Raw genomic sequence first — 24,876 nt, 5'->3', positions numbered from 1 at the left:
GCGGGTCGGGGCGACGCGCCGGGCGTACGGGTTCGGCCTCTCCGCCCACGGTCGCACGACCGCACGGCGGCGCGGCGCTGGTTCATCCGACCGGTACGGGTGCGGGGCCCGTGCTCAGCCGGCGCGGGTCCCGGCGGCCAGGACGATCGGGAGGGCGACGAACAGCCGGTCGTCGCGCGCCCTGGCGGCCTGCTCCTCGAGCCAGTCGCCCTCGCCGATGCCGGCGAGCACCGGCAGGCACATGGCGTCGGTCCAGACGATCGCGCGGACCTCGACGGTGACGTCGACGAACCCGTTGTCCAGCAGCAGGTTCCGGTACCGGCGGGCGACCCGCGGGTCGGGCAGCCGGTCGGCCCGGGCGTGGACCACCGCCCGGGTGCGCCCCGGATCGTCGGAGTCGATCATGAACGAGTCCCAGTCCTGGCCGACGAGCACCGCGCGACCGTTCCCGGCCAGGACCCGGCGGGCCTCGGCGACGGCCCGCTCGGGCTCGGCGAGGGCGTGCAGGACCTTGTCGGCGCGGTAGCCGCTGACCGAGCCGTCGTCGAGGGGCAGCGCGGTGGCGTCGGCGACGTGGAACTCGCCTGCGGGCCAGCGCCCGGCGGCGACCTCGACCATGGCGGGGTCCACGTCGACGCCGATGGCCCGCACGCCGCGGGCGGCCAGCTCGCCGACGGCGCGCCCACCCCCGCAGCCGACGTCGACGACGGTGTCGCCGAGCCCTTCGTAGGTGCGTTCTCGCAGGTCACGAGCTTGGGGGAGGTCATCGTGGGCATCGAGGAGGGTGAGCAGGTCGGACATGGTCGTCATCGTGCGACTTCATGTCGACCTGAAGTCAACCGGGAGCCGGCGGTCCCGCGGGCGGCGGGAGATCCAAGGCCCGCCCGGTCGCCACCGACCGGTAGGCGTGCGCGGGGAGTCCGGTCAGCGGGGGAGGGCGAAGCCGTCGTCCGGGACGTCGGGGGGCGCGCCGGCGTCCGCCACCCGCCACCGGTCGGGGCCCGGCTCGGCCGGCACCGGCTCGGCGGCCACCGGCTCGGCGGGCCGCGCCCGGAGCTCGGCCGCGGTCCGCTGCGTGGCCAACCGGTCGGCCTCGCGGCGGCGGCGCTCGGCGAGCACGGCGGACAGGTAGGGCTCGGCCGCCGTGCCGGGCGGTGCGGCGGGGGCGGTGCGGCCGGCGACCTCCGCGGCCAGGGACTCGCCCAGCGTCCCGCGCACCCGCGGGTCGAGGTCCGGGGCCCGCTGCAGGAACTGGCGGACCTGCAGGGCCAGCGGGTCGGGCAGCTGCGACAGCGACAGCGTCCGCGCCCACCCCGCCAGCGCCGGCGGCATCCGGATCTCCGCGGCCACCGACCGGGGCACCCGCTCCCGGACGACCACCGTGCCGGCCAGCGCGTCGCCGACCCGCCTGCCCCGGGCCGAGACCAGCGAGGAGATCAGCCCGATCGTCCCGCTGAAGGCGCTCAGCACCCCGAAGTCGACGACGTACCCGACGAGGCCGCGCACGAGCGCGTGCCGGAACCGGATGGGGCCGCCGTCCTCGCGGACCACCCGCAGCCCGAGTGCGGCCTTGCCGAGCGACCGGCCGCGGGTGAGGGTCTCGACGGTCACCGGGTAGACGATGAAGACCGAGACCGTGACGACCAGGCCGATGGCGGCGGCCAGCGCGGTGTCGAACTCGCCCAGCGCGCCGGACGTGGCGAAGGCCAGCAGGAGCAGCGCGAGCGCCGCGAGCATGACCGCCAGGTCGACGGCGAAGGCGAGCGCGCGGCTGGCCAGCCGGGCGACGCGCAGCTCCACCACGACCGCGTCCCCGGTGATGACCTCGCTCACCGGGGCTATTGTGCCGGTGACCGGGGGAGGCGCACAGCGGTGGACGTCGACGCCTACGCCGCCGCCCACGACGCGGAGTGGCGGCGGCTGGCCGAGCTGCTGCGCCGCCGCCGGCTGTCCGGCCCCGAGGCCGACGAGCTGGTGACGCTCTACCAGCGCACGGCCGTGCACCTGTCGACGATCAGGTCGGCCTCGCCGGACCCCGCGCTGGTCGGCAGGCTGTCCTCGCTGGTGGCGCGGGCCCGCTCGGCGGTGACCGGGGCGCCCGCCCCGGCGTGGCGCGACGCGGCCCGGTTCGTGGTGGCCGGCTTCCCCGCGGCGCTGTACCTGAGCCGGCGCTGGTGGGTCGCGACCGCGGCCCTCTCGCTGGCCGTGGCATGGCTGGTCGGGGCCTGGGTGGCGGGCAGCCCGCGGGTGCAGGCGAGCATCGCCACGCCGGCGGAGGTCCGGCAGCTGGTCGAGGTCGACTTCGCCGAGTACTACTCCGCGAGCCCGGCCGGGTCGTTCGCCGCCCAGGTCTGGACCAACAACGCCTACGTCGCGGCGCTGTGCCTGGTCGCCGGGGTGCTGCTGGTGCCGGTCGTGCTGGTGCTGGCGGTGAACGTCGTCAACATCGGGGTGACGGCCGGGCTGATGGCCGCCGCCGGCCGCCTGGACCTCTTCTTCGGGCTGATCACCCCGCACGGGCTGCTGGAGCTCACCGCGGTGTTCGTGGCCGCCGGGGCCGGGCTGAAGCTGGGCTGGACGGTCGTCGACCCGGGCGGGCTGCCCCGCCGGACCGCCGTCGCGGCGCAGGCCAGGACGACGGTCGCGATGGCGCTCGGTGTCGCGGCGGTGCTGGCCGTCTCCGGCGTCATCGAGGCGTTCGTGACGCCGTCGGGGCTGCCGACCTGGGCCCGGATCGGGATCGGCGCCCTGGCCGAGGCCCTGTTCCTGGCCTACGTCTGGACGCTCGGCCGGCGCGCCGCGCGGGCGGGCGAGACCGGCGACGTGACCACGGCCGACGCCGGCGACGTCCTGCCCAGCTCCGGTTGACCGGCGCCGCTACCGCGCGCCGGCCTCCGCGCGAGGCGGCCTCCGGTGGTGCCCGACGACGGTCACAGCAGGCCGGCGGCCTTGAGGTCCAGGTAGGTGTCGGCGACCCGGGGGGCGAGGTCGGCGGGGGCGGCGTCGACGACGACGACGCCGCGGCGGTCCAGCAGGCGCGCCGCGGCGCGGCGCTCGGCGCGGACCCGCTCGGCGGCCGCGGCCTCGTAGACCTCGGCCGAGCCGCCCCGACCGGCGGCCATCTCGGCCACCCGCGGGTCGGCCACGGCGGCGACCAGCACCCGGTGGCGCCGGGTCAGCGCGGCCAGCCCGGGCAACAGGCCCTCCTCGACCGCCGCCGCGTCCAGCCCGGTGAACAGCACGACCAGCGAGCGCCGCCGGGACCGGGCGAGCAGCGTGGACACCAGTCCCGGCACGTCGGTCTCGGTGAGCTCCGGCTCCAGCGGTGCCATCGCCCGCACCAGCGCGGGCAGCAGCTCGGCCCGGTCCGCGCCGACGACCCGGGCCCGCACCGCCCGGTCGTAGGCGAGCAGGTCGACCCGGTCGCCCGCGCGCGCGGCCAGTGCGCCCAGCAGCAGCGCGGCGTCCATCGCCACGTCGAGCCGCGGGGCGTCGCCGATCCGGCCGGCCGACGTGCGGCCGGTGTCGAGCACCAGCAGCAGGTGCCGATCGCGTTCGGGGCGCCACGTGCGCACGACCACCTCCGGGGCGCGGGCGCTGGCCCGCCAGTCGATCGAGCGCACGTCGTCGCCCGCGACGTACTCGCGCAGCGAGTCGAACTCGGTCCCCTGCCCGCGCACCATCACCGCGGCCCGCCCGTCCAGCTCGCGCAGCCGGGCGAGCCGGGCGGGCAGGTGCCGGCGCGAGGTGAACGGCGGCAGCGCGCGCACCGACCACGCCACCTCGTGCGCGCCCTGGCGGGCGGCCAGCCCGAGCGGGCCGACCGAGCGCACGGTGACCCGCGCGGGCCGCCGGTCGCCGCGCCGGGTCGGGCGCAGCACGACCGTGCACCGGCGCCGCTCCCCGGGTGGGATCGACAGGGCGTGCCGCTGCGGGTCGGCGCCCGCGCTGGGCGGCCAGGCGTCGCGCAGCACACCGCGCAGGGGACGGCGACCCGGGTTGTGCACCACCAGGTGCACCTCGGCCCGCTCGCCGAGGCGCACGGCGGTGTCCCCGGAGCGGGTCAGCCGCAGCTCGCGGACACCGGCGGCCAGCGCCAGGTCGACCAGCACCCCGGCGAGCAGCGCGCCCTGCACGACCAGCAGCCCCGACCAGCCCGGCAGCAGGAACCCGACGACGAGCACCCCGAGCGCGGCGACCAGCGCCGCGCGGCCGGTGAGGGCCATCCCTCAGCGGGGCACCGGCACGGCGGCCAGCACCCCGTCGACGACGCCGTCGGCGGTGACGCCGTCGAGCTCGGCCTCGGGCCGCAGCCGCAGCCGGTGGCGCAGCACGGCAGGGGCGAGCGCCTTGACGTCGTCGGGGGTCACGTAGTCGCGCCCGGACAGCCAGGCCCAGGCCCGGGCGGCGGCCAGCAGGGCGGTGGCGCCGCGCGGCGAGACGCCGAGCGAGGTGGCCGGCGCCGACCGGGTGCCCCGGCAGACGTCGACGATGTAGCCGAGCACGTCCGGGTGCACCGACACCGCGGCGACCGCGGCCCGGGCCGCGGCGAGGTCGTCCCGCCCGGCGACGGGCTCGATCGCGGTCAGGTCGCCCGGGTCGAAGCCGTCGGCGTGCCTGGTCAGGATGGCCACCTCGTCGTCTCGCCCGGGCAGCGGCACGGTCAGCTTCAGCTGGAACCGGTCGAGCTGGGCCTCGGGCAGCGGGTAGGTGCCCTCGTACTCGACGGGGTTCTGGGTGGCGATCACCACGAACGGCTCGGGCAGCGCCCTGGCCACCCCGTCCACCGAGACCTGCCGCTCCTGCATCGCCTCCAGCAGCGAGGCCTGGGTCTTCGGCGGGGTGCGGTTGATCTCGTCGGCGAGCAGCAGGTTGGTGAACACCGGGCCCTCCCGGAACGAGAACTCCGCGCGCCCGGCGTCGTAGACCAGCGATCCGGTGACGTCGCCGGGCATCAGGTCGGGGGTGAACTGCACCCGCTTGCTGTCCAGCGCCAGCGCCCGGGCCAGCGCCCGGACCAGCAGCGTCTTGGCGACCCCCGGCACCCCCTCGAGCAGGACGTGGCTCCGGCACAGCAGGGCCACGACCAGCCCGGTGACCGCGGCGTCCTGGCCGACGACGGCCTTGGCGACCTCGCGGCGCAGCGCCCGCAGCGCCTCGCGGGCCGCCTCCCCGCGCACCGCGGGGTCCTCCACCTGCCGGGTCACGACCGGCGCACCTCCGCCTCGTAGCGGTCCAGGGTCTCGGCGAGCGCGACCAGTCCGGCGTCGTCCACCGGCGCCGGACCGTACAGCAGGTGCGAGACCTCGGTGATCGAGTGGTCGCTGCGCCCGGCGACGGCGCGCACGACCGCGGCGGGCTCGGCGTCGTCGGGCAGCCCCAGCAGCGCCACCAGCCGAGCGCGGGCGGCGCCGCGCAGCACCTCGGCGGCGTGCCCGCGGTCGCCCGCCCGCCGGTAGAGCCGGGCCCGGCCCTCGGCGGCCTCCGCGGAGCGGACCACCACCGGCAGGGGCTCGGTCACCACCGGGCCGAGCCGGCGCGCCCGCCACGCGGCCAGCAGCGCCACGGCGATCGCGAGCTGCGCGGCGCCCCACCACCACCCCGCCGGGACGAGCTCGAGGACGGACCGGTCCGCCCCGGGCGGCGGGCCTTCGGGCACCGGCCGGAACCAGGCCAGCCGCGGGTGCTCCCCGAGCAGCGACAGCGCGAGAGCGGCGTTGCCCTCCTCGGCCAGCGCCCGGTTGAGCAGCACGTCCGCCGAGCCGAGCGCGGTGACCGTCCGCCCGTCCCGCTCGACCTGCACCAGTGGCGAACCGTGGTCGGTCGCGTAGCAGGTCGTCGCCCGTCCGGCGTCCGGTCCGGCGCGGAAGTGGTACCCACCCAGCGAGACCGCCCCGGCTCGGACGGCCGCGGGCAGCGCGCACACCGGTTCGCGCACCTCCACCGGTTCCTCGCGGGCCACGAGCTCGATCCCGGGGGCCAGCGCGGCCAGCACCTCGGCCTCCGGGGCGACCAGCACGACGTCCGCCGCGGAGGTCCGCACCGCGTCCAGCTGGGTCGGGGAGAGCCGCTCCGGGAACGGCACCAGCACGGTCGCGCCGGCGCCGGCCGGCACCTCGGCGGCCCGCCCGACCTCGTGCACGGCGACGCCCCGCTCGCCCAGCAGCACGGCCACCGCCCGGCTGCCCTCCTCCTCGGGCGCGGCCGGGTCCAGGTGGGAGGCCGGCGCGCGGTCGGTGAGCAGCGCGATCAGCACCGCGACGGCCAGCACGACCGCGCCGATGGCGACCGGCGCGCGGGCGGCCCGCCAGGCCGCCCCGAGGTCGCGGACCCCGGCCGTGCCGGGGGCGGTCACGCGCCCACCGCGGGCGCCGCGGGCCGGCTGCGCCGCACGGCGTCGTCGACCTCGCGCAGCCGGGCGTCGGCGTCGGGCCCGGCGGGCCGGTCGCCGTAGCAGACCTCGTCGAACAACCGGGCCGCCGCGCGCAGGTCGGCGGCGCGGTCGGGCAGGACCCGCGCCGCCTGCGCGGCGGCCTCGTCGGCGGTCCGCCCCGGGCTCGGTTCGAGCAGGTCGCGCTCCTCGAGCCCGCGCACGATGCCGCGCACCCGCTCGCGCACGGCCCCCACCCACTCGCCGCGGGCGGCGTGCGCGTCCGCGGCCCGGCGGTGGTCGTCGGCGGAGCGCTCCCCGGGCTCCAGCAGGGCAGGCCGGGCCGGGCCGGAACGACCGATCCGGCCCAGCCCGAGCCGGACCGCGACCACGGCCAGCACCACCAGCGCGCCCAGCACCAGCAACCCGCCGTACCCGCCGGGCGCGGCGGACGCCGCCGCGCTCAGCAGGTCGTCCAGCCGCTCGACCAGCCACCGCGCCACGCGCCCCGGCCATGCCGGGTCGTCGGCGGCGTAGACCGGGTCGGACAGCTCGCGGGCCGCGGCCTCGCGCGCCTCGTCCCGGCCGAGCGGTGGCGGGACGGCGCTCACGCCCGGATCATCCCGCGCTCATCCCGTGCTCATCCCGCGACCACCCGGCCATCATCCCGGGGGGTTCGGGGCACCGGGGGTACCGGGCAACGGCGCCTGCGGCGACTGCGCGGCCCGCAGCAGCTCCATGTCGAAGGCCTCCCGGCGCATCCGCTGGTCGATGTAGAGCAGCCCGCTGATCCCCGCGCTCAGCGGCGCGGTGACCGTGCCCGCGACGATCGTGCCCACCGCGGTCACCACCGAGCCGAGCACCCCGGCCGAGGTGACCGCGCCGGTCACCGGGTCGATCCCGGCCCCGAGCAGGTTGGTCACCAGGCTGAACGGCAGCGACAGCACGAACGCCACGATCGCGGCGATGATCGCCCCGAGCAGCAGGATCCCGAAGATCCGCCACCACGCCGGGCGCACCAGCCGGAAGGAGCGCCCGAAGGCGCTCATCACGGGGACGCCCTCGAGCACGTACGCGGGGGTGGCCATCGACCAGGACACCCCGAGGAAGATCGCCGCGCAGATCCCGACGAGCACGCCGACCACGGTCACCGCGACGGCGCCGGAGCCGCCGGAGACCGCGATGAGCACCCCGGGTGCGGTCGCGACGACGACCACGGCGACGAGCACCAGCGTGGTCAGCAGCGAGAGCCCCAGCAGGCCCGGCACCCGCCCGCGGGCGGCCGCCCAGGCCGCCCCCAGCGACGTCCTCCTCCCGAGCACGGCCTGCCCGAGCACCACGATGAGCAGGCCGGCGAGGATCGTGGTGGCCACGAACGTGATCACCCCGCTCACCGCGGCCCCCAGCAGGGTGGCGCCCAGTGCCGCGAACACGGCCTGTGGCGACCGCGGGTTCGCGACGGCCTGGCCGAGCTCCCCGAGCAGGTAGGTCCCGATCGGCAGCTGGACCAGCTGGACGATCGTGATGACCACGGCCGACAGCCCCAGCGTCGCCACCGGGTTGGCGCGGATGTAGGTGATCGCCCCGTCCAGGATCTCGGTGACGTTCAGCGGGCGCAGCGGCACGATCCCGGGCTTGGGCCGGACCGGCGGACCTGGCGGCATCCCCGGGGGCGGCGGCAGCGGCGGTGGCCGGTCGGTGGGCGGACGCCCCGGGTCGGGCGCGGCCCACTCGGACGGTTCAGCCATGGTCGTTCCCCCCGGTTGTGATGCGGGCCATCCTGACAGCGTCGGTGGGGGCCGCACGAGGTGCGCGTGGCGGCATCCGGTGCCGCCGGGCGGCCCGCACCGTTTCGCGCCCACCCACCGCGGGGTAGGCCGTGCGGCAACCCGTCGACCCCGGAGGTCCCATGACCGTCGTCCTGGCCCTGAAGTGCGCGGACGGGATCGTCCTCGCCGCCGACTCGCAGATCACCGACTCCGCGCGCGGGCTCAGCTACCCCGCCCAGAAGCTGCACCCGCTCGGGGGCACCGCGGCGTGGGGCGGCAGCGGGGCCCGGTCGGTGCTGGTGGACGTGAAGGAGCTGTTCGAGGCGAACCCCGGTGCGGTCCTGGGCGCGCCCAACCTGGGGCGCGCCCTGCAGCAGCAGGTGGTGCCGGTGCTGCGCCACCACTACGCGCACTTCGTGAAGGAGGTCCCGGGGGAGACCGGGCCCGGCGGCACCCCCGCCACGTACGTGCTGGTCGCCGGGTACAACGAGGACGGCGTGCCGTTCCTGGCCGACATCGACCCGCACGGCCTGGTCGGCCGCTACGAGGAGGCGGGCTTCCACGCGATCGGCAGCGGCGCGGCGATGGCCCAGCAGGCCGGCGCGCTGCTCGCGCACTTCCGGATGACCGAGCGCGACGTCGACCACGGGGTGCTGGCCGCGGTGCGCGTGCTGGACGCGCTGCGGATCACCTCGCCCAGCGTCGGCGGCCCGGTGGACGTGTACCGGATGACCGCGGACGGGGCCCGCGGCCTGGACCCCGAGGAGATCGAGCGGGTGCGCGAGCGGGTCCGGCGCTGGGAGGAGCTGGAGGAGAAGCTGCTGGACGGGCTGTTCGACGAGCCGGTCTAGCAGAGCCAGGTCGGAGGCGGGGCCGAGCACGGGTCGCGGCCGGCGCACGTGAGTGGCCGACCGCGACGTCGAGCGGACCCTGCGGTCCGGCTCGGCCCGTGCCGGTGCTCAGCCCTTGAAGGCGTCCTTGACCTTCTCGCCGGCCTGCTTCAGGTTGCCCTTGGTCTCGTCGGCCTGGCCCTCGGCCTGGAGCTGGTCGTCGTCGGTGGCCTCGCCCACGGTCTGCTTGGCCTTGCCCTTGAGCTCGTCGGTCTTGTTCTCGATCTTGTCGTCGGTTGCCATGGACGAGGGCTACCCGGCGGCGCGCGTGCCGAATCCCCACCGACCCCTCGCGCCCGGACGGGTGCGCGGGGAATGGTGGGGCGGTGCCCACCGACGTGCCGCCCCCCGATCCCGACGTCCTGACCCTCTACGCCACCGCGACGCCCGACAAGCCCGCGGTGATCGACCCCGGGGAGTCGCCCGGGACCCCCGCGTCGTCGCTCACGTTCGCCGAACTGGAGGCCAGGGCCAACCGGCTGGCCAACGGGCTGCTCGGCCTCGGGCTCGGCACCGGCGACCGGGTCGTCTGGTGCGGGCCCAACGGCGTCGAGGTGCTGGTGCTGGTGCACGCGGCCCGCAAGGCCGGGCTGGTGGCGGTGCCGCTCGCCTACCGCTTCACCGCCGAGGAGATGCGCTTCGTCATCGCCGACAGCGGCGCGGCGGTGGTGCTCGTCGACGCCGAGCAGGCCGACCGCGTCGCCGCCGTGCGCGCCGACCTGCCCGCCGTCCGGGAGGTCGTCGTGTTCCGCGGCGAGCCCTTCGACGGGGCGCTGGCCTGGGACGACGTGCTGGCCGGCGGCTCCGACCAGCCACCGCCACCGCCCGGCGACGGCGGCGGCTCGATGATCTACACCTCGGGTACGACGGGCAAGCCGAAGGGGGCGCTGCGCACCAAGGCCGACCCGACCATGATGGCCACCCTGGTCGCGACCCTGCGCCTGCAGGTCGGCACCGAGGTGCACCTGACCACGGGCCCGCTCTACCACTCCGGCCCGCTGGCCTGGGCCACGCTGACCCACGCGCTCGGCGGGACGGTCGTGCTCATGCGCAGGTTCGACGCCGCGCGCTGGCTGCGGCTGGTGCGCGAGTACCGCGTCACCAACACCTTCACCGCGCCCACGCCGCTCAAGCGCGTCGTCGCGCTGCCGGACGACGAGCTGGCCCGGGCCGACCTGTCGTCGATGCGCTCGCTGGTGGCCAACGCCGCGCCGGTGCCGTACGCGCTGAAGCAGGAGATCGCCCGGAAGCTGGGCGAGGGGTTCCTCTTCGAGGTCTACGGCTCCACCGAGCTGGGCGTCGACGCGGTGCTGCCGCCCGAGGAGCAGCTGCAGCGGCCCGGGTCGTGCGGGCGCGCTCTCCCGGGCGTCGAGCTGCGGGTGGTGGGCCCGGACGGCACCCCGCAGCCGACCGGCGAGCCCGGCGAGCTGCAGGTGCGCTCGACCAGCACCTTCGACGGCTACCACGGCCGGGAACCGGTCGGCGAGGGCTGGAAGTCCGTGGGCGACGTGGCGCACCTCGACGCCGACGGCTACCTCTACATCCGCGACCGCGGCGGCGACCTGATCATCAGCGCCGGCGTGAACATCTACCCCGCCGAGGTCGAGGCGGTGCTGCACGCGCACCCGGACGTCCTGGACGCCGCGGTGTTCGGGGTGCCGTCCGAGGAGTGGGGCGAGACCGTGCACGCGGTGGTCGTCCCGCGCGCCGGCCGGGAGCTCGACCTCGCCGCGCTCGACGCGCACGTCGCCGAGCACCTCGCCGGGTTCAAGCGCCCGCGCAGCTGGCAGGTCCGCGACGAGCTGCCGCGCACCGAGGCCGGGAAGCTGCTCAAGCGGGTGCTGCGGGCCGAGCACGTGGCCTGATCGCGACGTCGACCACCCCGCCGACGTCGTCCCCGGCCTGCCAGTCCCAGCAGGCGAGTTCGACGGCCACGTCGGCGCGGACCAGCTGCCAGGCGATCCACTCCGCCCAGCCCTGGTCGCGACCCGCGTGGCTGACGGACACTCTTGACGGGCTCGATATCGATGTGCAGAGCGAAAGCGCGGAACGCCGGGAAAGGCAGGTGTGGGTCAGCCCTTCGCTTCGCGGACGTCCGTTCCCTGCTCGGCGAACGCCTTGAAGTCCTGCATGTGCTGGTGCAACTGCTTGCGGAAGGCGCCGCGCATGAGGGGCGCCACCAGTCGCATCGGCAAGGCGCTGAACCGGTATTCGTTCTCGCTCTCCCAGAGCGTCGTCTCCGGACCGGCTTCGGTCAGCCGTTCGCGCGCGGCGTTCCACATGCCCTTGGCGACGAGCTCGCGTTCGAAGTGCACGACGCTGTCTCTCGGGATCCCGTGCAGGTCCGCCGGTTCCCGGCGCGTGATGATCTCGGTGCCCTCCATCCTCTGCTGCCCCATCTGGAGCACGACGCGCGACTCGGTACCGACCTGCCCGTGCATCCCGTTCAGCGGCTCGTGCAGCACCAGGCCGCGCAGCCAGTTCGGCAGGTGTGCGGGGTCGGCGAGCAGTTGGGCCACCCTCTCCCGCGGCAGGGCGATCTCGATCGAGACGGTGAGCTTCATGGCGGAGTGCTCCAGGTCGTCCTCGTTGTCCTGGTAAACGAATGCACATTAGCAGGCCGACTCATATTAGCCCAGCCTTATATCCGCACTTCTGGTGGATGGCGGCCTGAGCGCGGCCAGTCGCCAGGCATTTGGTCGGATACCGGGAACCGGCGACACTGCCCTGCGAGGTGGATTCGGCGCGAACCGCGGTCGGGATCCGCCGGCCCGCGGTCCGGTCGGCGTCCTCGCAGAGGCGGCGTGGTCCTCGCAGGGGCCGCAGCACCTGCGGGGAGCACGGAGAGGCTGCGAGGACGACCCGAACCCGCTTCGGGGTGATCACGCCGCCGGGGTGGGCACGCCTATGCCGAGCCGCGGGCCGTCTCGGCGCGCTCGGTGAACAGGGCCCGCTCCGCCTCGTTGCGGGTCAGCGCCGCGGCCTCGGCGAACCGGTCGGCGGCCTCCCGGTGCCGCCCGGCCATCGCCAGCAGCTCGCCGCGCACGCCCGGCAGCTGCGGGTAGTCGGCCAGCGCCGCGGTGTCGACCGCGTCGAGCAGGGCGAGCCCGGCGCCGGGACCGAACGCGTGCCCGTGCGCCATGGCGCGGTTGAGCGCCACGACCGGGGTCGGCCAGGCGGTGGCCAGGACGTCGTAGAGACCGGCGATCCGCGCCCAGTCGGTCTCCTCGGCCGACGGCGCGGTGGCGTGGCAGGCCGCGATGGCCGCCTGCAGCGTGTACGGGCCGATCGGACCGCCCGCGTCGTGGGCGCGGGCGAGCGCGGTCAGGCCGCGCCGGACCAGCAGCCGGTCCCAGCGGCGCCGGTCCTGGTGCTGCAGCAGCACCGGGCGGCCGTCGGGGTCGTGGCGGGCCGCGGCGCGCGACTGGGTCAGCTCCAGCAGCGCGGCGAGCCCGTGCGCCTCGGGCTCGGTCGGCAGCGACTGCGCGGCCAGCGCCGCGGTGAGCCGGGCCAGCCGCAGGGCCTCGGTGCTGAGCGCGGGGCGCATCCAGTCGTCGCCCGCGGTGGCGCTGTAGCCCTCGTTGAACACCAGGTAGATCACCTCGAGGACCCCGGCGAGCCGGGAGCGGACCTCGGCGGGGCCCGGCATCTCGAAGCGGACGCCCCGGTCGCGCAGCGCCTTCTTCGCCCGCGAGATCCGCTGCCCGGCCACCGACTCGGGGACGAGGAAGGCGCGGGCGATCTCGTCTGTGCGCAGCCCGGTCAGGCAGCGCAGCGTGAGCGCCACGCGGTACTCGCGCTTCAGGGCGGGGTGGCACGCGGTGAACAGCAGTCGCAGCACGTCGTCGCCGACCGGGTCGTCCAGCGCGTCGTCCAGCGCCTCCGACTCGTCGACGACGGGCGGGGTGTCGCGCCCGATCCGCTCCACCGCGCGGCGGTGCACGGCGTCGCGGCGGAAGCCGTCGACGGCCCGGTTCTTGGCGGTGGTCATGAGCCAGGCGCCCGGGTTCGGGGGGACGCCGGTGCTCGGCCACTGCTCCAGCGCCGCGACGAGCGCGTCCTGGGCGAGTTCCTCCGCGGTGCCGACGTCGCCGGTGAGGCGGGCCAGACCGGCCACCAGCCGGGCCGACTCGATCCGCCACACCGCCTCGACCGCCGCCACCCCGCCCGGTGCCGTCCCCGTCGGTGTCGATCCCGTCATCGACCCATCATGCCGACGCGCCGGTGGCGGGCGCCCGCGGGGCGGGGCGGGGGCCCCCGGGGGGGGGGGCGGCCCCCCGGCGCGGCCCCCCCCGGGGTCGGCGCGCGCCCCCCCCGCCGGCCTCGGGTCAGGCCCCGGGCGCGGCGTCCGGGCCGAAGTCCTCCGGACCGAACACCTTCAGCACCCGGGCCTCGCCCTCCCAGCCCGGCCACAGCTGGTGGTGCAGCCGCATGAACCGGCTGGTCCACTCGACCGCCTCGGCCTTGGTGGCGGTCTCGTAGAGCGCGTAGCTGATCATCTCCTTGGACTCGGCGAACGGCCCGTCGGTGACCCGCAGGTCGCCGTCGCCGGTGAGGGCGACGAGGGCGCCCGCGGCGCTCGGGGCCAGCCCGGCGTTGTCGACCATGGCGCCGGCGCGGGTGGCCTCCTCCCCGAGCGCCATGATCCCGGCCATCAGCTCGGCGGGCGGGGGAGTGGGGGGCTGGGTGGCTTCGAGGACGACGAGGTAGCGCATGGGGTGATCCTTCCGGGACGGTGGTGCGGTGGGGTGGGGGGTCAGCGGCCGTCGGTGTTCGGCATCTGCCGGTAGCGGTGCACGAACGCCACGCTCAGCACGGCGAACACGGCGAGCACGGCGACGACGAACGTCGGGATGCCCGCGGGTCCGAGCAGACCGGAGGCCATGGCGACGAACGCGAGGAGGAACAGGGGGCCGACGGTGCGGCAGGTGGCGGCCAGGCGGCCGAACCCCTCGCCGGACAACCGGCGCGCCAGCAGGACCAGTGCGACGGCGAGGCAGGAGAAGCCGACCGCGCCGGCCAGCATGTGCACCGCGGCGGTGGCGCTGATCGTGGTGGCCTGCTCCGCGCCCACCGGGAAGCCGCCTGCCGGGTCGACCGGGAAGGCCCCCGCGGCGATCATGCTCAGCCCGAAGGCCGCGAGCAGCCGCGGTGACCACGTGGCGGCGGGCCCGGTGCGCAGCGCGCGGCGCAGACCCACCGCGGCCGCGATCAGCATGAGGCCGGTGACCACGAAGTTGGTGACCTGCACCCAGCCGGCGTCGCCGAGGGCGAGCTGGCTCCAGGCGTGCCGGGAGAGGTCGAAGCCCTCCCGCAGCAGGGCCTGGGTCAGCGAGGCGACCACGTAGATCGGGCCGGCGATGACGCCGTAGCCCAGCAGCGACTTGGTGACGCGGTCGGCGGTGAGCTCCTCGGGCGAGGAGGTGGTGCCGGCGCGGGTGGGGATGGTGGGGGTGTTCACGGTGTCGGTCTCCCGGTTCCGGCCCCCGTCGTCGGGGGCGTTCACCGACTCCACGATCGGCCGACCTGGATTTTGCAGTCGGTCGGGAAGAATCTTCGCGCGCCGGCCCGGCGCCTCAGAACCGGCCTCGACGGCGGTCCCGGTCTACCATGACGGCCCTCGGACGCCCGGAGGGTGGAGGTCGCGCGGTGTCGGCTGATCCTGTGATGGCGGTGCTGCGGGTGCGGGTCCCCGCCGACGTCGACCCCGGTGTCGTGGAGGCGGAGCTGACCAGGGCGTTCTGGAAGCGCTCGGTGACCGCGGAGCTGGCGCTGCTGCCCTCGCTGGAGCCCGCGGCGCGGGTCGGGGAGGGCGGGCTGCGCCAGCACGGCTTCGTCGCGGTGCTCCGCGCCGCGCGGCCGCGGGGGGAGCGCAAGCTCACCGGCGTCGCGGAGAAGGCCGCCCGCAAGCGGCTGCGGCGGGCCTTCGGGCCGGAGTCGAACGCCCGGGTCAGGCTCGTCCGTTCCGGGGGCGAGACGGCGGCCGGCTGGCGGAGCATGCGGGGGACTCCGCACCGCATCTGAGCCCCGCGGGCTGCCCGCCATGGCCGGCATGGCGGTCGACGCCGTGCCGGCCGTGCTGGGCTTCGGCTCCTACCCCGCGTCGACCAGGCGCTGCGCCACCGCGGGCGCGCTCGCCGTCCTGCCCGTCACGTCGGTGCGGTGACCCGAGGACTCAGTAGACCAGGACCTCGCTGCGCAGCGGCATCAGGTCGCGCGCCCACACCATGTCCATGGCCTCGCCGCTCACCCGGGCGCAACCGTGTGAGGCGGGGTAGGCGGGCACGCTCGGGTAGCCGTGCACGGCGATGCCGTCGGGGTGGAAGTAGCGGGGCCGGTAGAGGCGCCCGAGCGCGCCCTCCCGCCAGCCGTCGTGGGCCCAGGTGACGGTGAAGCGGCCCTCCGGGGTGTCGGCGAGCAGGCGCCTGCCGTCGTGGCGGTAGGTCTCGAACGTCCCGGTCGAGGTGTGCAGGACGAGCTGCACCTGCCCGTCGCGGACGAAGCTGATCAGCCCGGCGTCGCGGTCGATCTCGGTGACCGCGCCGCGGTCGCTGCGGGCCCGCGGGCGGGTCCCGGCATCCAGCGCCGCGCGGGTGGCCGGGCCGACGACGCCGTCGCGCTGCAGCCCGGCCGCGCCCTGCAGGGCGTAGACCGCCTGCTGGGTGAGCGAGCCGAACGAGCCGTCGGGGGTCCCGAGCCAGTACCCGAGTGCGCTCAGCCGCTCCTGCAGGGCGAGGACCTCGGGCCCGCCGTCCCCGCGCTCCAGCGGCGCGGGTGCCGGCGCCGGCGCCGCCGCGGTGGCCGACCCTCCGGTCGTGATCGCCGGTGTGGGCGCGATCGCGGTGCTGGACGGTGCGGTGCTGGACGGTGCGGTGCTGGTCGCCGGGGCGCCGGTCGGGGGCGGGGCGGCGGTCACCGGAGCGGGGGTCGGCATCGCCGCGGGGGCGGCCGGACCGCGCTCGGCGGGTCCCGTCGCGCAGGCGCCCGCGAGCAGGAGCGTCAGCCCCCACACCGCGGTCGCCCGCAGGGCGCGCCCCGTGGTCGTGGCGTTCATGGCATCCCCTCCACCGGCAATCTCGCACACCGCCGGTGGCCCCGGCGTGTGACGTGACCCGGACGGGCGGGTTCCCGTCACCGCGAGCCGGCCGGGTCGGCGGGGACAGCCGGTCGGGAGTACGTCGTACGCGCGGCTTGATCGGGACGGCCGCGGCTGGCCATCCTCACCGGGTGGCGGCTGAACCCGGGGAACCGGACCTCGAGGACCGCGGTGAACCGCCCGAGCTGCTGACGCCGCGCGAGCTGGCGCTGTGGGTGCGAGCCGAGGCACTGCGCGGCATCCGGTGGGCCCAGCCGCGCAAGCGTCGGTTCCGCTCCGCCGCGTCGGTCACGCGAATGGTCACGCTCGTGCTGTCCGCGGCCTCGACGGTGATCCTCGGGCTGCAGGACCTGGACTTCTGGGCGAGCCTCGGGTTCGCCCTCGTGGCGCTCTCGACCGTGGTGACCTCGGTCGAGCCGTTCTTCAACTGGCGCTCCCGGTGGGTCCTCATGGAGGAGGCGCAGTAGGGAACGGCACCTCGATGCGCTCGACGACGCCGTCGAGTTTCAGCGCGTCGGCGAAGTCGATGAACTCGGCGAGGTCGGCGTGGCCCCAGACCGAGAGCACGTGCTCCCAGTAGTGGGGGACCGGGCGCTCGCCCTCGCGTTCGAGGCGGCGGCGCTGCACGGCGCCCCAGTCGTGGTTGGCGCCCCAGGCCACGACCAGGGCCAGCCGCTTCTCGAACGCCGCTGCCCGGGGGGCGTAGTAGCCGCCCAGCGACCAGCCGACCAGCCCGACGCGGCTGCGGCTGACGACCAACACCCCGGACGCCGTCGAGCGCGCCGACCAGGTCCTGCTCACCACCGACCTGCTGCTGCTGCTGCCGCACGGCTTCATCACCGACCTGTCCCACGCCGACCTCTACCGCGACGAGTGGGGGTGCGTGGTGGCCGCGGAGAACCCCGCCGCCGACACCGGCCTGACCGCCGAGCACCTGCGGACCCTGCCCTGGGTCGCGACCTACCACGGCCAGACCGCCTCGACGCTGGCCGCGCGGCAGCTGCGCGTGCTGGGCATCGAGCCGACCGTCCAGGTCGTCACCGAGAGCTTCCTGACCGTGCCCGCCCTGGTCGCCGGCAGCGACCGGATCGCGCTGCTGCAGCGCAGGCTGGTCGACCTGCTGCCGCTCGACAGCGGCGTGCGCGCGCTGCCGGTGCCGTTCGAGGTCGGGCCGCTGATCGAGGCCATGTGGTGGCACCCCGTCTTCGACGACGACCCCGAGCACACCTACCTGCGGGGGCTGGTGCGGCGCGCGGCGGATCTCGCCGTCGGGCCCCGCGACGGCCGTACGACCACCGGTATAGACCGGGTTGATGGCTCCGCCGTCGCCTACCTCGGCTCCGCGGTGAGCGTGCGGGCCTGGTCGGTCACCGCGGCCAGGAACGCGGTCAGCGCGGGCGTCGCGGGTCCGTCGCGGGTGACGACGACCAGGCGGCGCCGGACCTCGGCCTCGGCCACCCGCCGGATCGCCAGGGCGGGGTCGGCGGCCGGCAGCGTCAGCGCGGGCAGCAGGGCCACGGCGCCCGTGCTGCGGACGAGCTCGAGCAGCACGTCGGCGTCGTTGGAGCGGTGGCGCACGTCGGGTTCGTAGCCGCCCAGCGACCGGCAGGTCCCGATCACCATCTGGTGGTGGCCGGTGCCCTCGTCGGAGCAGGCCCAGGCCTCCTCGCGCAGGGCGCCGACCGCGACCGGACCACCCGGGGCGGCCAACGGGTGGGCCGCGGGCAGCGCCAGCGCCAGCGGCTCCTCGTGCAGGAGCGCGTAGCCCAGGCCGGCGGGCCGCGGGCGGGGGTGGCCGTCGTACTCGTCGCTGATGACCACGTCGAGCGCGCCCAGGCGCAGCTCCGGCAGCGCCTGTTCGAGCTCGAGCTCGGACACCTCCACCCGCACCCCGGGGTGTTCGTGCACCATCCGGGCCACGGCGGGCACCAGCACGCGGCGGGTCGCCGACTGCATGCCGCTGGCCCGGACCGCGCCCCGGACCCCGCCCGTCGAGGTGGCCAGGTCGGCGGCGGCGGCCTCGGCCGCGGACAGCAGGATCCGCGCGTGCCGGGCGAGCAGGCGCCCGGCGTCGGTCAGCCGCACGCCGCGGCCGGCCTTCTCCAGCAGCCGGGCGCCGACCTCCCGCTCCAGCACCGCCAGCTGCTGGGAGACCGCGGACGGGCTGTACCCCAGGGCGGTGGCGACCGCGCCCAGGGTGCGGCGTTCCTCCAGTTCGCGCAGCAGGCGCAGGCGGCGGAGGTCGAAGCTGACCATCCATGAATCCTAATGATTCAGCTCCACTTATCGTCACTGGACGTGGAGTTTCCCTCGACCGATGCTCGACCTCATGGGTGCTGTGCTGTGCCTGGTCTCCGCGGCCTGCTTCGGAGCCATGGCGATCTTCGGGAAGCTCGCCTACGAGGCGGGCGTGCCCACCGGGACGCTGCTGCTGGTGCGGTTCGCTCTGGCGGCCGTGCTGCTGGTGGCGCTGCTGGTCCTGCGACCGGGACTGCGCTCGGGCGCGGCGACGGGCGCCCGTTCGGCCCGGCCCACCACGGGACTGCTGGTCACGGCGCTCGGCATGGGCGCCGTCGGCTACGCCACCCAGTCCAGCCTGTACTTCTCGGCGCTGGAGGTGATGGACGCCTCGCTGCTGGCGCTGATCTTCTACACCTACCCGCTGCTGGTCACGCTGGGCGCGGTGGCCCTCGGCCGCGACCGGCTGACGGCGCGGCGGGCCGCCGCGCTGGTGGCCGCGTCCGGCGGCACGCTGCTGGTGCTCGCGGGCGCGGGTGCCCAGCAGATCGACCCGATCGGCGCGCTCATGGCCTTCGGCACGGCCCTGGCCTACACCGTCTACATCCTGGTGGCCGACACGGTCGTGGGTCGGCTCGCGCCCGTTCCGCTCGCCGCGCTGGTGATGTCGGGCGCCGCGCTCACCCTCACCGCCCGCGCCCTGGCCACCGGCGGGGTCGAGCTGGGCTTCGGGCTGCGGGGGTGGTTCTGGCTGGTGTGCATCGCCGTCGTGTCCACGGTGGTGGCGATGCTGACCTTCTTCGCCGGCCTGCGCCGGATCGGCCCGTCGTCCGCGGCGATCCTGTCGACCTTCGAGCCGGTCGTGACGACGGCGCTGGCCGCGCTGGCGCTGGGGGAGTTCCTGACCCCGGTGCAGCTCGCCGGTGGCCTGCTCGTGCTGTCCTGCGTCGTCGTCGTGCAGGGCGTGCGGCGGCACCCGGCCGGGTCAGGCCGCCACCAGCGCGGCGAGGATGTCGCCGGAGCGGGTCCACAGCAGCGACCCGCCCTCGTCGGGCAGCAGGTGCAGGCGTCCGCGCGGGAAGCGCCCGGCGAGGGTGCGGCCGTGGTCGGGTGAGTGGACCGCGCTGGCGTCCCGGCCGCCGTACCAGAGGTCGACCGGCACGTCGATCCGCTCGGGCGGGGTCGGCCACTCCCCGAGCGCGAGGACCAGGTCCCGCGCGTACCCGGCGGGTCCCTGGGCGAAGCCCTCGGCCAGGGCCGCCCGGTACACCGGCGCGAAGTCCGCGGCGGTGTACCGGGCGGCGTCGAGCGGGCTGCTGGAGGTGACGGTCAGGTCCCACAGCAGGTCCGGTCCCGCCCACCCCGGCACCGACTCCTCGAACCCCGACGGGTCGTCGGCGACCGCGTCGACCATGGCGCCGACCTCCACGGTGAGGTGTGCGCGCATCGCGCGCAGGTCGTCCTGCCCGGACACCAGGGCCGCGGCGCGCACGACGCCTGCCCCGGCCAGCGCGGCGGCGAACACCGCGCCCTGGGAGAACCCGACCGCGCGCACGTCGTCGTGCCCGTCGACGAGCCGCGCGACGTCCTCGCACCAGTCGGCGAGGGTCCGCCCGGGCCGGGGCGAGGACCGGCCCAGCCCCGGCCGGTCGATGCCGATCAGCCGGACCCCGAGCTCGTGGAGGTGCTCGGCGCCGAAGCCGAGCGACCCGGCCGTGCCCGCCCCGGGGCAGAACAGGACCGCCCGCCCGCCCGCCGGGCCCCACGAGGTCCAGGCCAGCTGCCGCCCGTCCGGCAGCGGCGTCGCGCCCGGATCGCCGGGCACCACGCCGAGCACCGGGGGAGTGCCGCGCTCCATCGAGTCCTCCTCCACGAGATCGTCCGCGCGCCATTCTCGCGGGCCGGGACCGGTCGGGCCCGACCGGCTCGTCCCGTGGTAGGAGTGGGTCCGACGGAGGGGGAGCGGTGTGGGTGAGGCGGAGCTGGGGTACCGCAGCGCGACGGAGCTGCTCGGCGACATGGCCGCGGGCCGGGTGTCGGCGGTCGAGCTCGCGCAGGCGGCGATCGCCCGGATCGAGCGGTACGACGGCGCGCTGAACGCCGTCTGCGCGCGGGACTTCGACCGGGCGCTGGACGCCGCGCGCGCCGCCGACGCGGCCAGGGCCCGCGGGGAGGTCGGCCCGCTCACCGGGGTCCCGATGACGGTCAAGGAGTCGTTCCACGTGGCCGGGCTGCCCTCGACGTGGGGCTTCCCGGAGTTCGCCGGGGCCGTCCCGGACACCGACGCGCTGGCCGTGGCCCGGGTGAAGGCGGCCGGTGCGGTCGTCCTTGGCGTGACCAACGTGCCGCTCGCCCTGGGCGACCTGCAGACCTACAACGACATCCACGGCACCACCGCCAACCCCTGGGACGTCGGGCGCACGCCCGGCGGCTCCTCCGGCGGCTCGGCCGCGGCGCTGGCGGCGGGCTACGGGGCGCTGTCGCTGGGCTCGGACATCGGCGGTTCGCTGCGCAACCCGGCCCACTTCTGCGGCGTGCACGCGCACAAGCCGACGATCGGGCTGCTCCCGGCGCGCGGGCACACCCCGCCCGGGCTGCCCGCGCTGCCCGTCGAGCACGAGCTGGCCGTGATCGGGCCGATGGCGCGCAGCGCCGCCGACCTGGCGCTGCTGCTCGACCTCCTCGCCGAGCCCGACGAGCTCGCCCTCGGCGCCGCCTACCGCCTCGCCCTGCCCGGGCCGCGGCACGACGCGCTGGAGCGGTTCCGCGTGCTGGTCGTCGACACGCACCCGTCCGTGCCGACGTCCTCGGCCGTGCGCGCCGCGATCGACCGGTTCGCCGGCGACCTGGCCGGGGCCGGCGTGGCCGTGGCCCACGGGAGCCCGCTGCTGCCGGACCTCGACGCGGCGGCCCGGGTGTACCTGCGGATGCTGTTCTCCGAGCTCGGCGCGACCTTCCCGCCGCGGGCCTACGCGAACGCCCGGGCGGCGGTCGAGCGCCTCGACGCCGACGACCGGAGCCTGGACGCCGAGCGGACCCGGGGCACCGTGCTCAGCCACCGCGAGTGGATGCACGCCGCCGACGGGCGCGCGGTGCTGCGCGGGCGGTGGCGGGAGCTGTTCGCCGAGTTCGACGTGGTGCTGCTGCCCGTGACGCCGACACCGGCGTTCCCCCACGACCACAGCCCGTTCCCGGCCCGCCGGATCGACATCGACGGCACCGGCCACGGCTACTTCGACCAGCTCGCCCTGGCCGGGGTGGCCACGCTGCCCGGTCTCCCGGCCACGGTCCTGCCGCTGGGCACCTCGCCGGACGGGCTGCCGATCGGGGTGCAGGCGATCGGCCCGGCCTACGGCGACCGGACCACGATCCGGTTCGCCGAGCTCGTCGAGCGGGAGTTCGGCGGCTTCACGCCACCCCCGCTCTGAGGGCCGGTCGGACGGCGTCCGACCACGCCCCGGTCTGGTTGGGTGACCGACGGTGCCGATCGAACCGTGAGGGGTGTGCCGTGACCCGACCCGCCACCGCCAGGCCGTCCCCCGCCCGCCGGTGGTGGCCGGTCGCGGCGGCGCTGCTCGCGGTCGCGCTGTGCGGCGGGCTGGTCGCCTGCTCCGGTGCGGCGTCGGCGCAGACCGGCGACTGCGTGGAGTCGACGGGGGAGACCTCGTACGCGCCCGTGGACTGCGCCGATGCCCCGTTGCGGGTGCTCGAACGCATCGACGGCGCCGACGCCGACTGCGCCCGCGTCGCGGGGGTGACCGAGAGCTTCACCGACTACGACGGCGACTTCAGCCTGTGCCTCGGCCCGCCCGACACCGATCCGGCCACGGCGGTGAACGTCGCGGCCGTGGGCGACTGCCTGAGCGGTGTCGATCCGGGATCGGGCACGGGCGAGGCGCGCCGGGTCGACTGCGCCGATCCGGGCGCGGAGGCGCAGGTGATCACTCGGGAGGAGGACGTGTTCCCGGTCGGGTTCGAGTGCGACGACGTGCCGGGCAGCACCGGGAGCTACTCGTGGGCGCTGGACCAGACCAGCAGCAGCGGCGTGATCACCTCGAACATCGGCGTCACCGACGTCCTGCTCTGCGTGGGCCCGGCCGGGGTCGACCCGCAGACCTCGCCGGACGCCGCCCGGGCGGGCGACTGCCTGCGCGAGACCGGCGACGAGGTCGGCTACGCGAAGGTCGACTGCGGCGCCCCGGACGCCGGCTACCGGGTCGTCGAGCGCGTCGACGGCGGCTTCCTGCCCGCCGAGGTCGCCTGCCGCTCGGTGGCCGGGGCGGAGTCCGGGATCGGGCGCAGCGGGCTGGAGGGCTACGTCCTCTGCCTCGCCCCGAACTGACCACGACGGGCCCGAGAGCCTCAGCGCCCGCAGCGCGCGCACGCCGTCCTGGACCGCAGGTGGTAGCTCCACGCCGCCGCGCCGAGCCCGGCGCCCCAGACCCAGTAGGCCGCCATCGCCACCCAGAGGAAGGCGCCGCCGCCGGTCCCCCCGTCGTCGGTGCCCCCGCCGCCGAGCGTCTGCACCGCCAGCTGCCCGAGCCCGACGCCGAAGTAGCACACGAGCCCGACGGCCAGCGCGAACGCCGGCCAGAGCAGCAGCCGGCGCGGAACCGTGCGCCCCCGCAGTCCCGGCACCCAGCGCGGCCAGACCCGTCCCCAGCCGTGCACCAGTGCGAGCGGCAGCAGCACCCCCGCCATCAGGAACCCGACCTCGAAGCCGACCGTCACCGCCACCGGCAGCGGCGACACGGTGTCGAGGCCCACGACCACCTGGGCGCCCAGCCGGGTCAGGCACCCGGCGACCGCTGCCCAGCCCGCCGCGACGGCCCATCGCGGCGGCGCGGTCCACCCGGTGGCGGGCCCGCCCCGGCGGGCGCAGGCCGGGCAGTCGCCCCGGTACCGGCGCTGGTAGCGCACGGTGAGCACGGCCAGGAGCGCGGCGCCGGCCAGGCAGCCCGACCGGGAGGCGAGCGCACCGGCGTCGTAGCGGGGGCCGAACTGCAGGAACAGCGTCGCCACGAGCTGGGGCAGCAGCACCGCGCAGGCCAGCACGATGGCGCCCGCGACCGCCCACCCGGTCGCGGCCAGAGCGGGCCGCCACGTCCGGGCCCGGCGCAGTGCCACGGCGGTCGCCGCGGCGGCGGCGCACAGGCCCACCGACCACCAGCCGGTGAACACCAGCAGGTCGGTGCCCAGCGGCGGGAACCACGGGGACCCGGCCACCGCCCAGTACAGCCGCAGGGCGCCGTACCCGGCCGCCCAGGCGAGCACCGACCACGTCACCAGGTCGCGGTCCCCGCTGCGGTTCCCGCGGTGGCCCGGCGCCGCCTCGTCGGTGGATGTCACGGCGCCGATGCTCGCGGCCCCGGCCATCGCGCGGATCCCGCGCGGGAGGGGCGCTGCTCCCCCCACCGGGGGAGGGGCCTACCGGCGCACCGCCAGCCCGAGCAGGCCCGCGGCGTTCTCCCACCGGATCGCCCGGGTCGCCGCCCGGTCCAGCCCCAGTGCCGCCACCGTCTCCAACGGCGCCCGGTCGCCGAGCTCGAACGGGTGGTCCGTGCCCAGCAGCACGTGCTCCGCGCCCACGTCCTCCACCAGCCGCCGCAGCAGGGTCGTGGAGAACACCGCGGTGTCGTAGTAGAGCCGATCGGTGAGCTCGCTGGGCCGGACCGCCGTGGTCCGGGCGAGGTCCTCGCGGTCCCAGCCCGCGTCCAGCCGCCCGCGCAGCGCCGGGAGGCAGCCGCCGCCGTGGGCCAGGCACAGCGTCAGCGGGTGGCGTTCCAGCACCCGCCCGAACACCAGCCGGGCCACGGCCAGCGCGGTCTCCATCGGGTAGCCGACCAGCTGGGGCAGCCAGAAGTCGGCTTGGCGGTGCGGGTCGGGCACCCCGCTGGGGTGCAGGAACACGAACGCCCCGCGCTCGGCGAGCAGCGCCCACAGCTCGTCGTTGACGGGGTCGTCCAGGTCGCGGCCCCCGCCCCGGCTGCCGATCGCGATCCCGGCCAGGCCCAGCTCGTCCAGGGCGCGGTCGGCCTCCTCGGCGGCGCCCGGCCAGCCCAGCGCCACCGAGCCCAGCCCGAGCAGCCGGTCCGGGGCGTCGGCGACGTAGGTGGCCAGCTCGTCGTTGCCGGCGGCCACGATCCCGCGGGCGAACCCCCCGTCGTCGGCGGTGGAGCAGAACAGGGACGGCGGCAGCGACACCGCGTGCCGGTCGACGCCGAGGTCGTCCATCTCGCACAGCCGCACGTCGACGTCGTACTGGGAGCGGGCCAGCGGCAGCGGGACCCGCGGCCCGACGCCGCTCACCCGCGGGTCCAGGCGCACCACCCCCTCCGCAGCTCCGCCCAGGTCGGCCAGGCCGCGGTCGGCCAGCCGCTGCAGCAGCGGCAGCGGCATGGCGTGCGCGTGCACGTCGAGCGCGCTGCCCTCGGGCGCCGCGGCCGCGCCCGTGGGGGCGTGCGAGCCGTTGACGCCCATCGCGTCGCCTCCGGTCCCGGTGGTCGCTGTCGG

Annotated in this window: 27 protein-coding genes and 2 pseudogenes; 10 read left to right on the top strand and 19 right to left on the bottom strand. The window is 76.5% G+C overall.

Annotation, left to right across the window (positions count from 1 at the left end; genetic code table 11):
- Nucleotides 1–114: 114 nt before the first annotated feature.
- Both KDL28_RS11205 and KDL28_RS11200 read right to left on the bottom strand, forming a co-directional pair.
- Nucleotides 115–801, bottom strand: a complete 687-nt coding sequence (locus KDL28_RS11205) for a methyltransferase domain-containing protein (RefSeq protein ID WP_252437746.1) — start codon at nt 799–801, stop codon at nt 115–117.
- Nucleotides 802–924: 123 nt separating this feature from the next.
- A complete protein-coding gene (locus KDL28_RS11200; protein WP_252437476.1) occupies nt 925–1,833 on the bottom strand; it encodes an RDD family protein in 909 nt (302 codons plus the stop codon).
- A 39-nt stretch (nt 1,834–1,872) separates the two neighbouring features.
- Here KDL28_RS11200 and KDL28_RS11195 point away from each other — a divergent pair, with 39 nt between their 5' ends.
- Nucleotides 1,873–2,868, top strand: a complete 996-nt coding sequence (locus KDL28_RS11195; RefSeq protein ID WP_252437474.1) for a stage II sporulation protein M — start codon at nt 1,873–1,875, stop codon at nt 2,866–2,868.
- Between the two features lie 62 nt (nt 2,869–2,930).
- Here the strand turns inward: KDL28_RS11195 and KDL28_RS11190 are convergent, their stop codons facing one another.
- The 5 genes from KDL28_RS11190 to KDL28_RS11170 are packed head-to-tail and all read right to left on the bottom strand — an operon-like array spanning nt 2,931 to nt 8,118.
- Entirely contained in the window at nt 2,931–4,226 is a 1,296-nt protein-coding gene (locus KDL28_RS11190) for a DUF58 domain-containing protein (RefSeq protein ID WP_252437472.1), read from the bottom strand.
- 3 nt (nt 4,227–4,229) lie between these two features.
- Nucleotides 4,230–5,180, bottom strand: a complete 951-nt coding sequence (locus tag KDL28_RS11185) for an AAA family ATPase (RefSeq protein ID WP_252437744.1) — start codon at nt 5,178–5,180, stop codon at nt 4,230–4,232.
- 23 nt (nt 5,181–5,203) lie between these two features.
- Complete coding sequence (locus KDL28_RS11180; protein WP_252437471.1) at nt 5,204–6,355, bottom strand: DUF4350 domain-containing protein; 1,152 nt, start codon at nt 6,353–6,355, stop codon at nt 5,204–5,206.
- Nucleotides 6,352–6,981 carry a DUF4129 domain-containing protein gene (locus KDL28_RS11175; protein WP_252437470.1) on the bottom strand — a complete coding sequence of 210 codons (630 nt, stop codon included), beginning with the start codon at nt 6,979–6,981 and terminating at the stop codon, nt 6,352–6,354. Before KDL28_RS11175 ends, KDL28_RS11180 begins: the two co-directional genes overlap by 4 nt.
- Before the next feature lie 51 nt (nt 6,982–7,032).
- Entirely contained in the window at nt 7,033–8,118 is a 1,086-nt protein-coding gene (locus tag KDL28_RS11170) for a DUF7847 domain-containing protein (protein ID WP_252437469.1), read from the bottom strand.
- 161 nt (nt 8,119–8,279) lie between these two features.
- On the opposite strand from KDL28_RS11170, the gene KDL28_RS11165 reads away from it, so the two are divergent.
- Nucleotides 8,280–8,990: an Ntn hydrolase family protein gene (locus KDL28_RS11165; RefSeq protein WP_252437468.1), complete on the top strand. Its 711-nt coding sequence runs from the start codon at nt 8,280–8,282 to the stop codon at nt 8,988–8,990.
- A gap of 108 nt (nt 8,991–9,098) precedes the next feature.
- Here the strand turns inward: KDL28_RS11165 and KDL28_RS11160 are convergent, their stop codons facing one another.
- Nucleotides 9,099–9,272 (bottom strand): CsbD family protein, encoded by a 174-nt coding sequence (locus KDL28_RS11160; protein WP_252437467.1) that lies wholly within the window; start codon nt 9,270–9,272, stop codon nt 9,099–9,101.
- An 83-nt stretch (nt 9,273–9,355) separates the two neighbouring features.
- Here KDL28_RS11160 and KDL28_RS11155 point away from each other — a divergent pair, with 83 nt between their 5' ends.
- Nucleotides 9,356–10,894, top strand: coding sequence for a class I adenylate-forming enzyme family protein (locus KDL28_RS11155; RefSeq protein WP_252437466.1), 1,539 nt, complete (start codon nt 9,356–9,358; stop codon nt 10,892–10,894).
- Here the strand turns inward: KDL28_RS11155 and KDL28_RS11150 are convergent.
- The 5 genes from KDL28_RS11150 to KDL28_RS11130 form a co-directional block, all read right to left on the bottom strand.
- Nucleotides 10,860–11,036, bottom strand: coding sequence for a TIR domain-containing protein (locus KDL28_RS11150; RefSeq protein ID WP_252437465.1), 177 nt, complete (start codon nt 11,034–11,036; stop codon nt 10,860–10,862). The genes KDL28_RS11155 and KDL28_RS11150 overlap by 35 nt on opposite strands.
- A 65-nt stretch (nt 11,037–11,101) precedes the next feature.
- Nucleotides 11,102–11,593 (bottom strand): SRPBCC family protein, encoded by a 492-nt coding sequence (locus KDL28_RS11145; protein ID WP_252437464.1) that lies wholly within the window; start codon nt 11,591–11,593, stop codon nt 11,102–11,104.
- Between the two features lie 341 nt (nt 11,594–11,934).
- The gene (locus KDL28_RS11140; protein WP_252437463.1) at nt 11,935–13,230 is read right to left on the bottom strand and encodes an RNA polymerase sigma factor; all 1,296 of its coding nucleotides are present in this window, start codon (nt 13,228–13,230) and stop codon (nt 11,935–11,937) included.
- Nucleotides 13,231–13,357: 127 nt separating this feature from the next.
- Nucleotides 13,358–13,744 carry a YciI family protein gene (locus KDL28_RS11135; protein WP_252437461.1) on the bottom strand — a complete coding sequence of 129 codons (387 nt, stop codon included), beginning with the start codon at nt 13,742–13,744 and terminating at the stop codon, nt 13,358–13,360.
- Between the two features lie 41 nt (nt 13,745–13,785).
- Nucleotides 13,786–14,535, bottom strand: coding sequence for a DUF998 domain-containing protein (locus KDL28_RS11130; RefSeq protein WP_252437459.1), 750 nt, complete (start codon nt 14,533–14,535; stop codon nt 13,786–13,788).
- 143 nt (nt 14,536–14,678) lie between these two features.
- Here KDL28_RS11130 and KDL28_RS11125 point away from each other — a divergent pair, with 143 nt between their 5' ends.
- Together KDL28_RS11125 and KDL28_RS40360 are read left to right on the top strand one after the other, a co-directional pair.
- Nucleotides 14,679–15,053: a hypothetical protein gene (locus tag KDL28_RS11125; protein ID WP_252437457.1), complete on the top strand. Its 375-nt coding sequence runs from the start codon at nt 14,679–14,681 to the stop codon at nt 15,051–15,053.
- 19 nt (nt 15,054–15,072) lie between these two features.
- Entirely contained in the window at nt 15,073–15,195 is a 123-nt protein-coding gene (locus tag KDL28_RS40360) for a hypothetical protein (RefSeq protein ID WP_256501240.1), read from the top strand.
- 9 nt (nt 15,196–15,204) lie between these two features.
- Here the strand turns inward: KDL28_RS40360 and KDL28_RS11120 are convergent, their stop codons facing one another.
- Nucleotides 15,205–16,083: a L,D-transpeptidase family protein gene (locus KDL28_RS11120; RefSeq protein ID WP_252437455.1), complete on the bottom strand. Its 879-nt coding sequence runs from the start codon at nt 16,081–16,083 to the stop codon at nt 15,205–15,207.
- A 173-nt stretch (nt 16,084–16,256) separates the two neighbouring features.
- Between KDL28_RS11120 and KDL28_RS11115 the strand changes: the two genes are divergently transcribed.
- Entirely contained in the window at nt 16,257–16,592 is a 336-nt protein-coding gene (locus KDL28_RS11115) for a DUF4231 domain-containing protein (protein ID WP_252437453.1), read from the top strand.
- Here KDL28_RS11115 and KDL28_RS11110 read toward each other — a convergent pair.
- Nucleotides 16,573–16,926 carry an alpha/beta hydrolase family protein gene (locus tag KDL28_RS11110; RefSeq protein ID WP_252437451.1) on the bottom strand — a complete coding sequence of 118 codons (354 nt, stop codon included), beginning with the start codon at nt 16,924–16,926 and terminating at the stop codon, nt 16,573–16,575. The genes KDL28_RS11115 and KDL28_RS11110 overlap by 20 nt on opposite strands.
- Here KDL28_RS11110 and KDL28_RS11105 point away from each other — a divergent pair.
- A pseudogene (locus KDL28_RS11105) lies at nt 16,868–17,233 on the top strand (LysR substrate-binding domain-containing protein); the annotation flags it as partial. The gene KDL28_RS11110 and the pseudogene KDL28_RS11105 overlap by 59 nt on opposite strands.
- 221 nt (nt 17,234–17,454) lie before the next feature.
- On the opposite strand, the gene KDL28_RS11100 reads toward KDL28_RS11105, so the two are convergent.
- Nucleotides 17,455–18,381 carry a LysR family transcriptional regulator gene (locus KDL28_RS11100; protein ID WP_252437449.1) on the bottom strand — a complete coding sequence of 309 codons (927 nt, stop codon included), beginning with the start codon at nt 18,379–18,381 and terminating at the stop codon, nt 17,455–17,457.
- Between the two features lie 61 nt (nt 18,382–18,442).
- Between KDL28_RS11100 and KDL28_RS11095 the strand changes: the two are divergent.
- A pseudogene (locus tag KDL28_RS11095) lies at nt 18,443–19,306 on the top strand (DMT family transporter); the annotation flags it as partial.
- 42 nt (nt 19,307–19,348) lie between these two features.
- On the opposite strand, the gene KDL28_RS11090 reads toward KDL28_RS11095, so the two are convergent.
- Entirely contained in the window at nt 19,349–20,221 is an 873-nt protein-coding gene (locus KDL28_RS11090; protein ID WP_252437447.1) for an alpha/beta fold hydrolase, read from the bottom strand.
- A 109-nt stretch (nt 20,222–20,330) separates the two neighbouring features.
- On the opposite strand from KDL28_RS11090, the gene KDL28_RS11085 reads away from it, so the two are divergent.
- Nucleotides 20,331–21,791, top strand: coding sequence for an amidase (locus tag KDL28_RS11085; RefSeq protein ID WP_308215988.1), 1,461 nt, complete (start codon nt 20,331–20,333; stop codon nt 21,789–21,791).
- An 80-nt stretch (nt 21,792–21,871) separates the two neighbouring features.
- Nucleotides 21,872–22,705, top strand: coding sequence for an LppU/SCO3897 family protein (locus KDL28_RS11080; RefSeq protein WP_252437446.1), 834 nt, complete (start codon nt 21,872–21,874; stop codon nt 22,703–22,705).
- Between the two features lie 20 nt (nt 22,706–22,725).
- Here the strand turns inward: KDL28_RS11080 and KDL28_RS11075 are convergent, their stop codons facing one another.
- On the bottom strand, nt 22,726–23,712 hold the full coding sequence (locus KDL28_RS11075) for a hypothetical protein (protein ID WP_252437445.1): 987 nt from the start codon (nt 23,710–23,712) through the stop codon (nt 22,726–22,728).
- A 78-nt stretch (nt 23,713–23,790) separates the two neighbouring features.
- On the bottom strand, nt 23,791–24,843 hold the full coding sequence (locus KDL28_RS11070) for an amidohydrolase family protein (protein ID WP_252437444.1): 1,053 nt from the start codon (nt 24,841–24,843) through the stop codon (nt 23,791–23,793).
- Between the last annotated feature and the right edge of the window lie 33 nt (nt 24,844–24,876).

This window comes from Pseudonocardia humida (assembly GCF_023898865.1).
Taxonomy (GTDB): domain Bacteria; phylum Actinomycetota; class Actinomycetes; order Mycobacteriales; family Pseudonocardiaceae; genus Pseudonocardia; species Pseudonocardia humida.
Note: the sequence above shows the minus strand (reverse complement) of the source record. Positions and strands in the feature narration are given on the sequence as shown.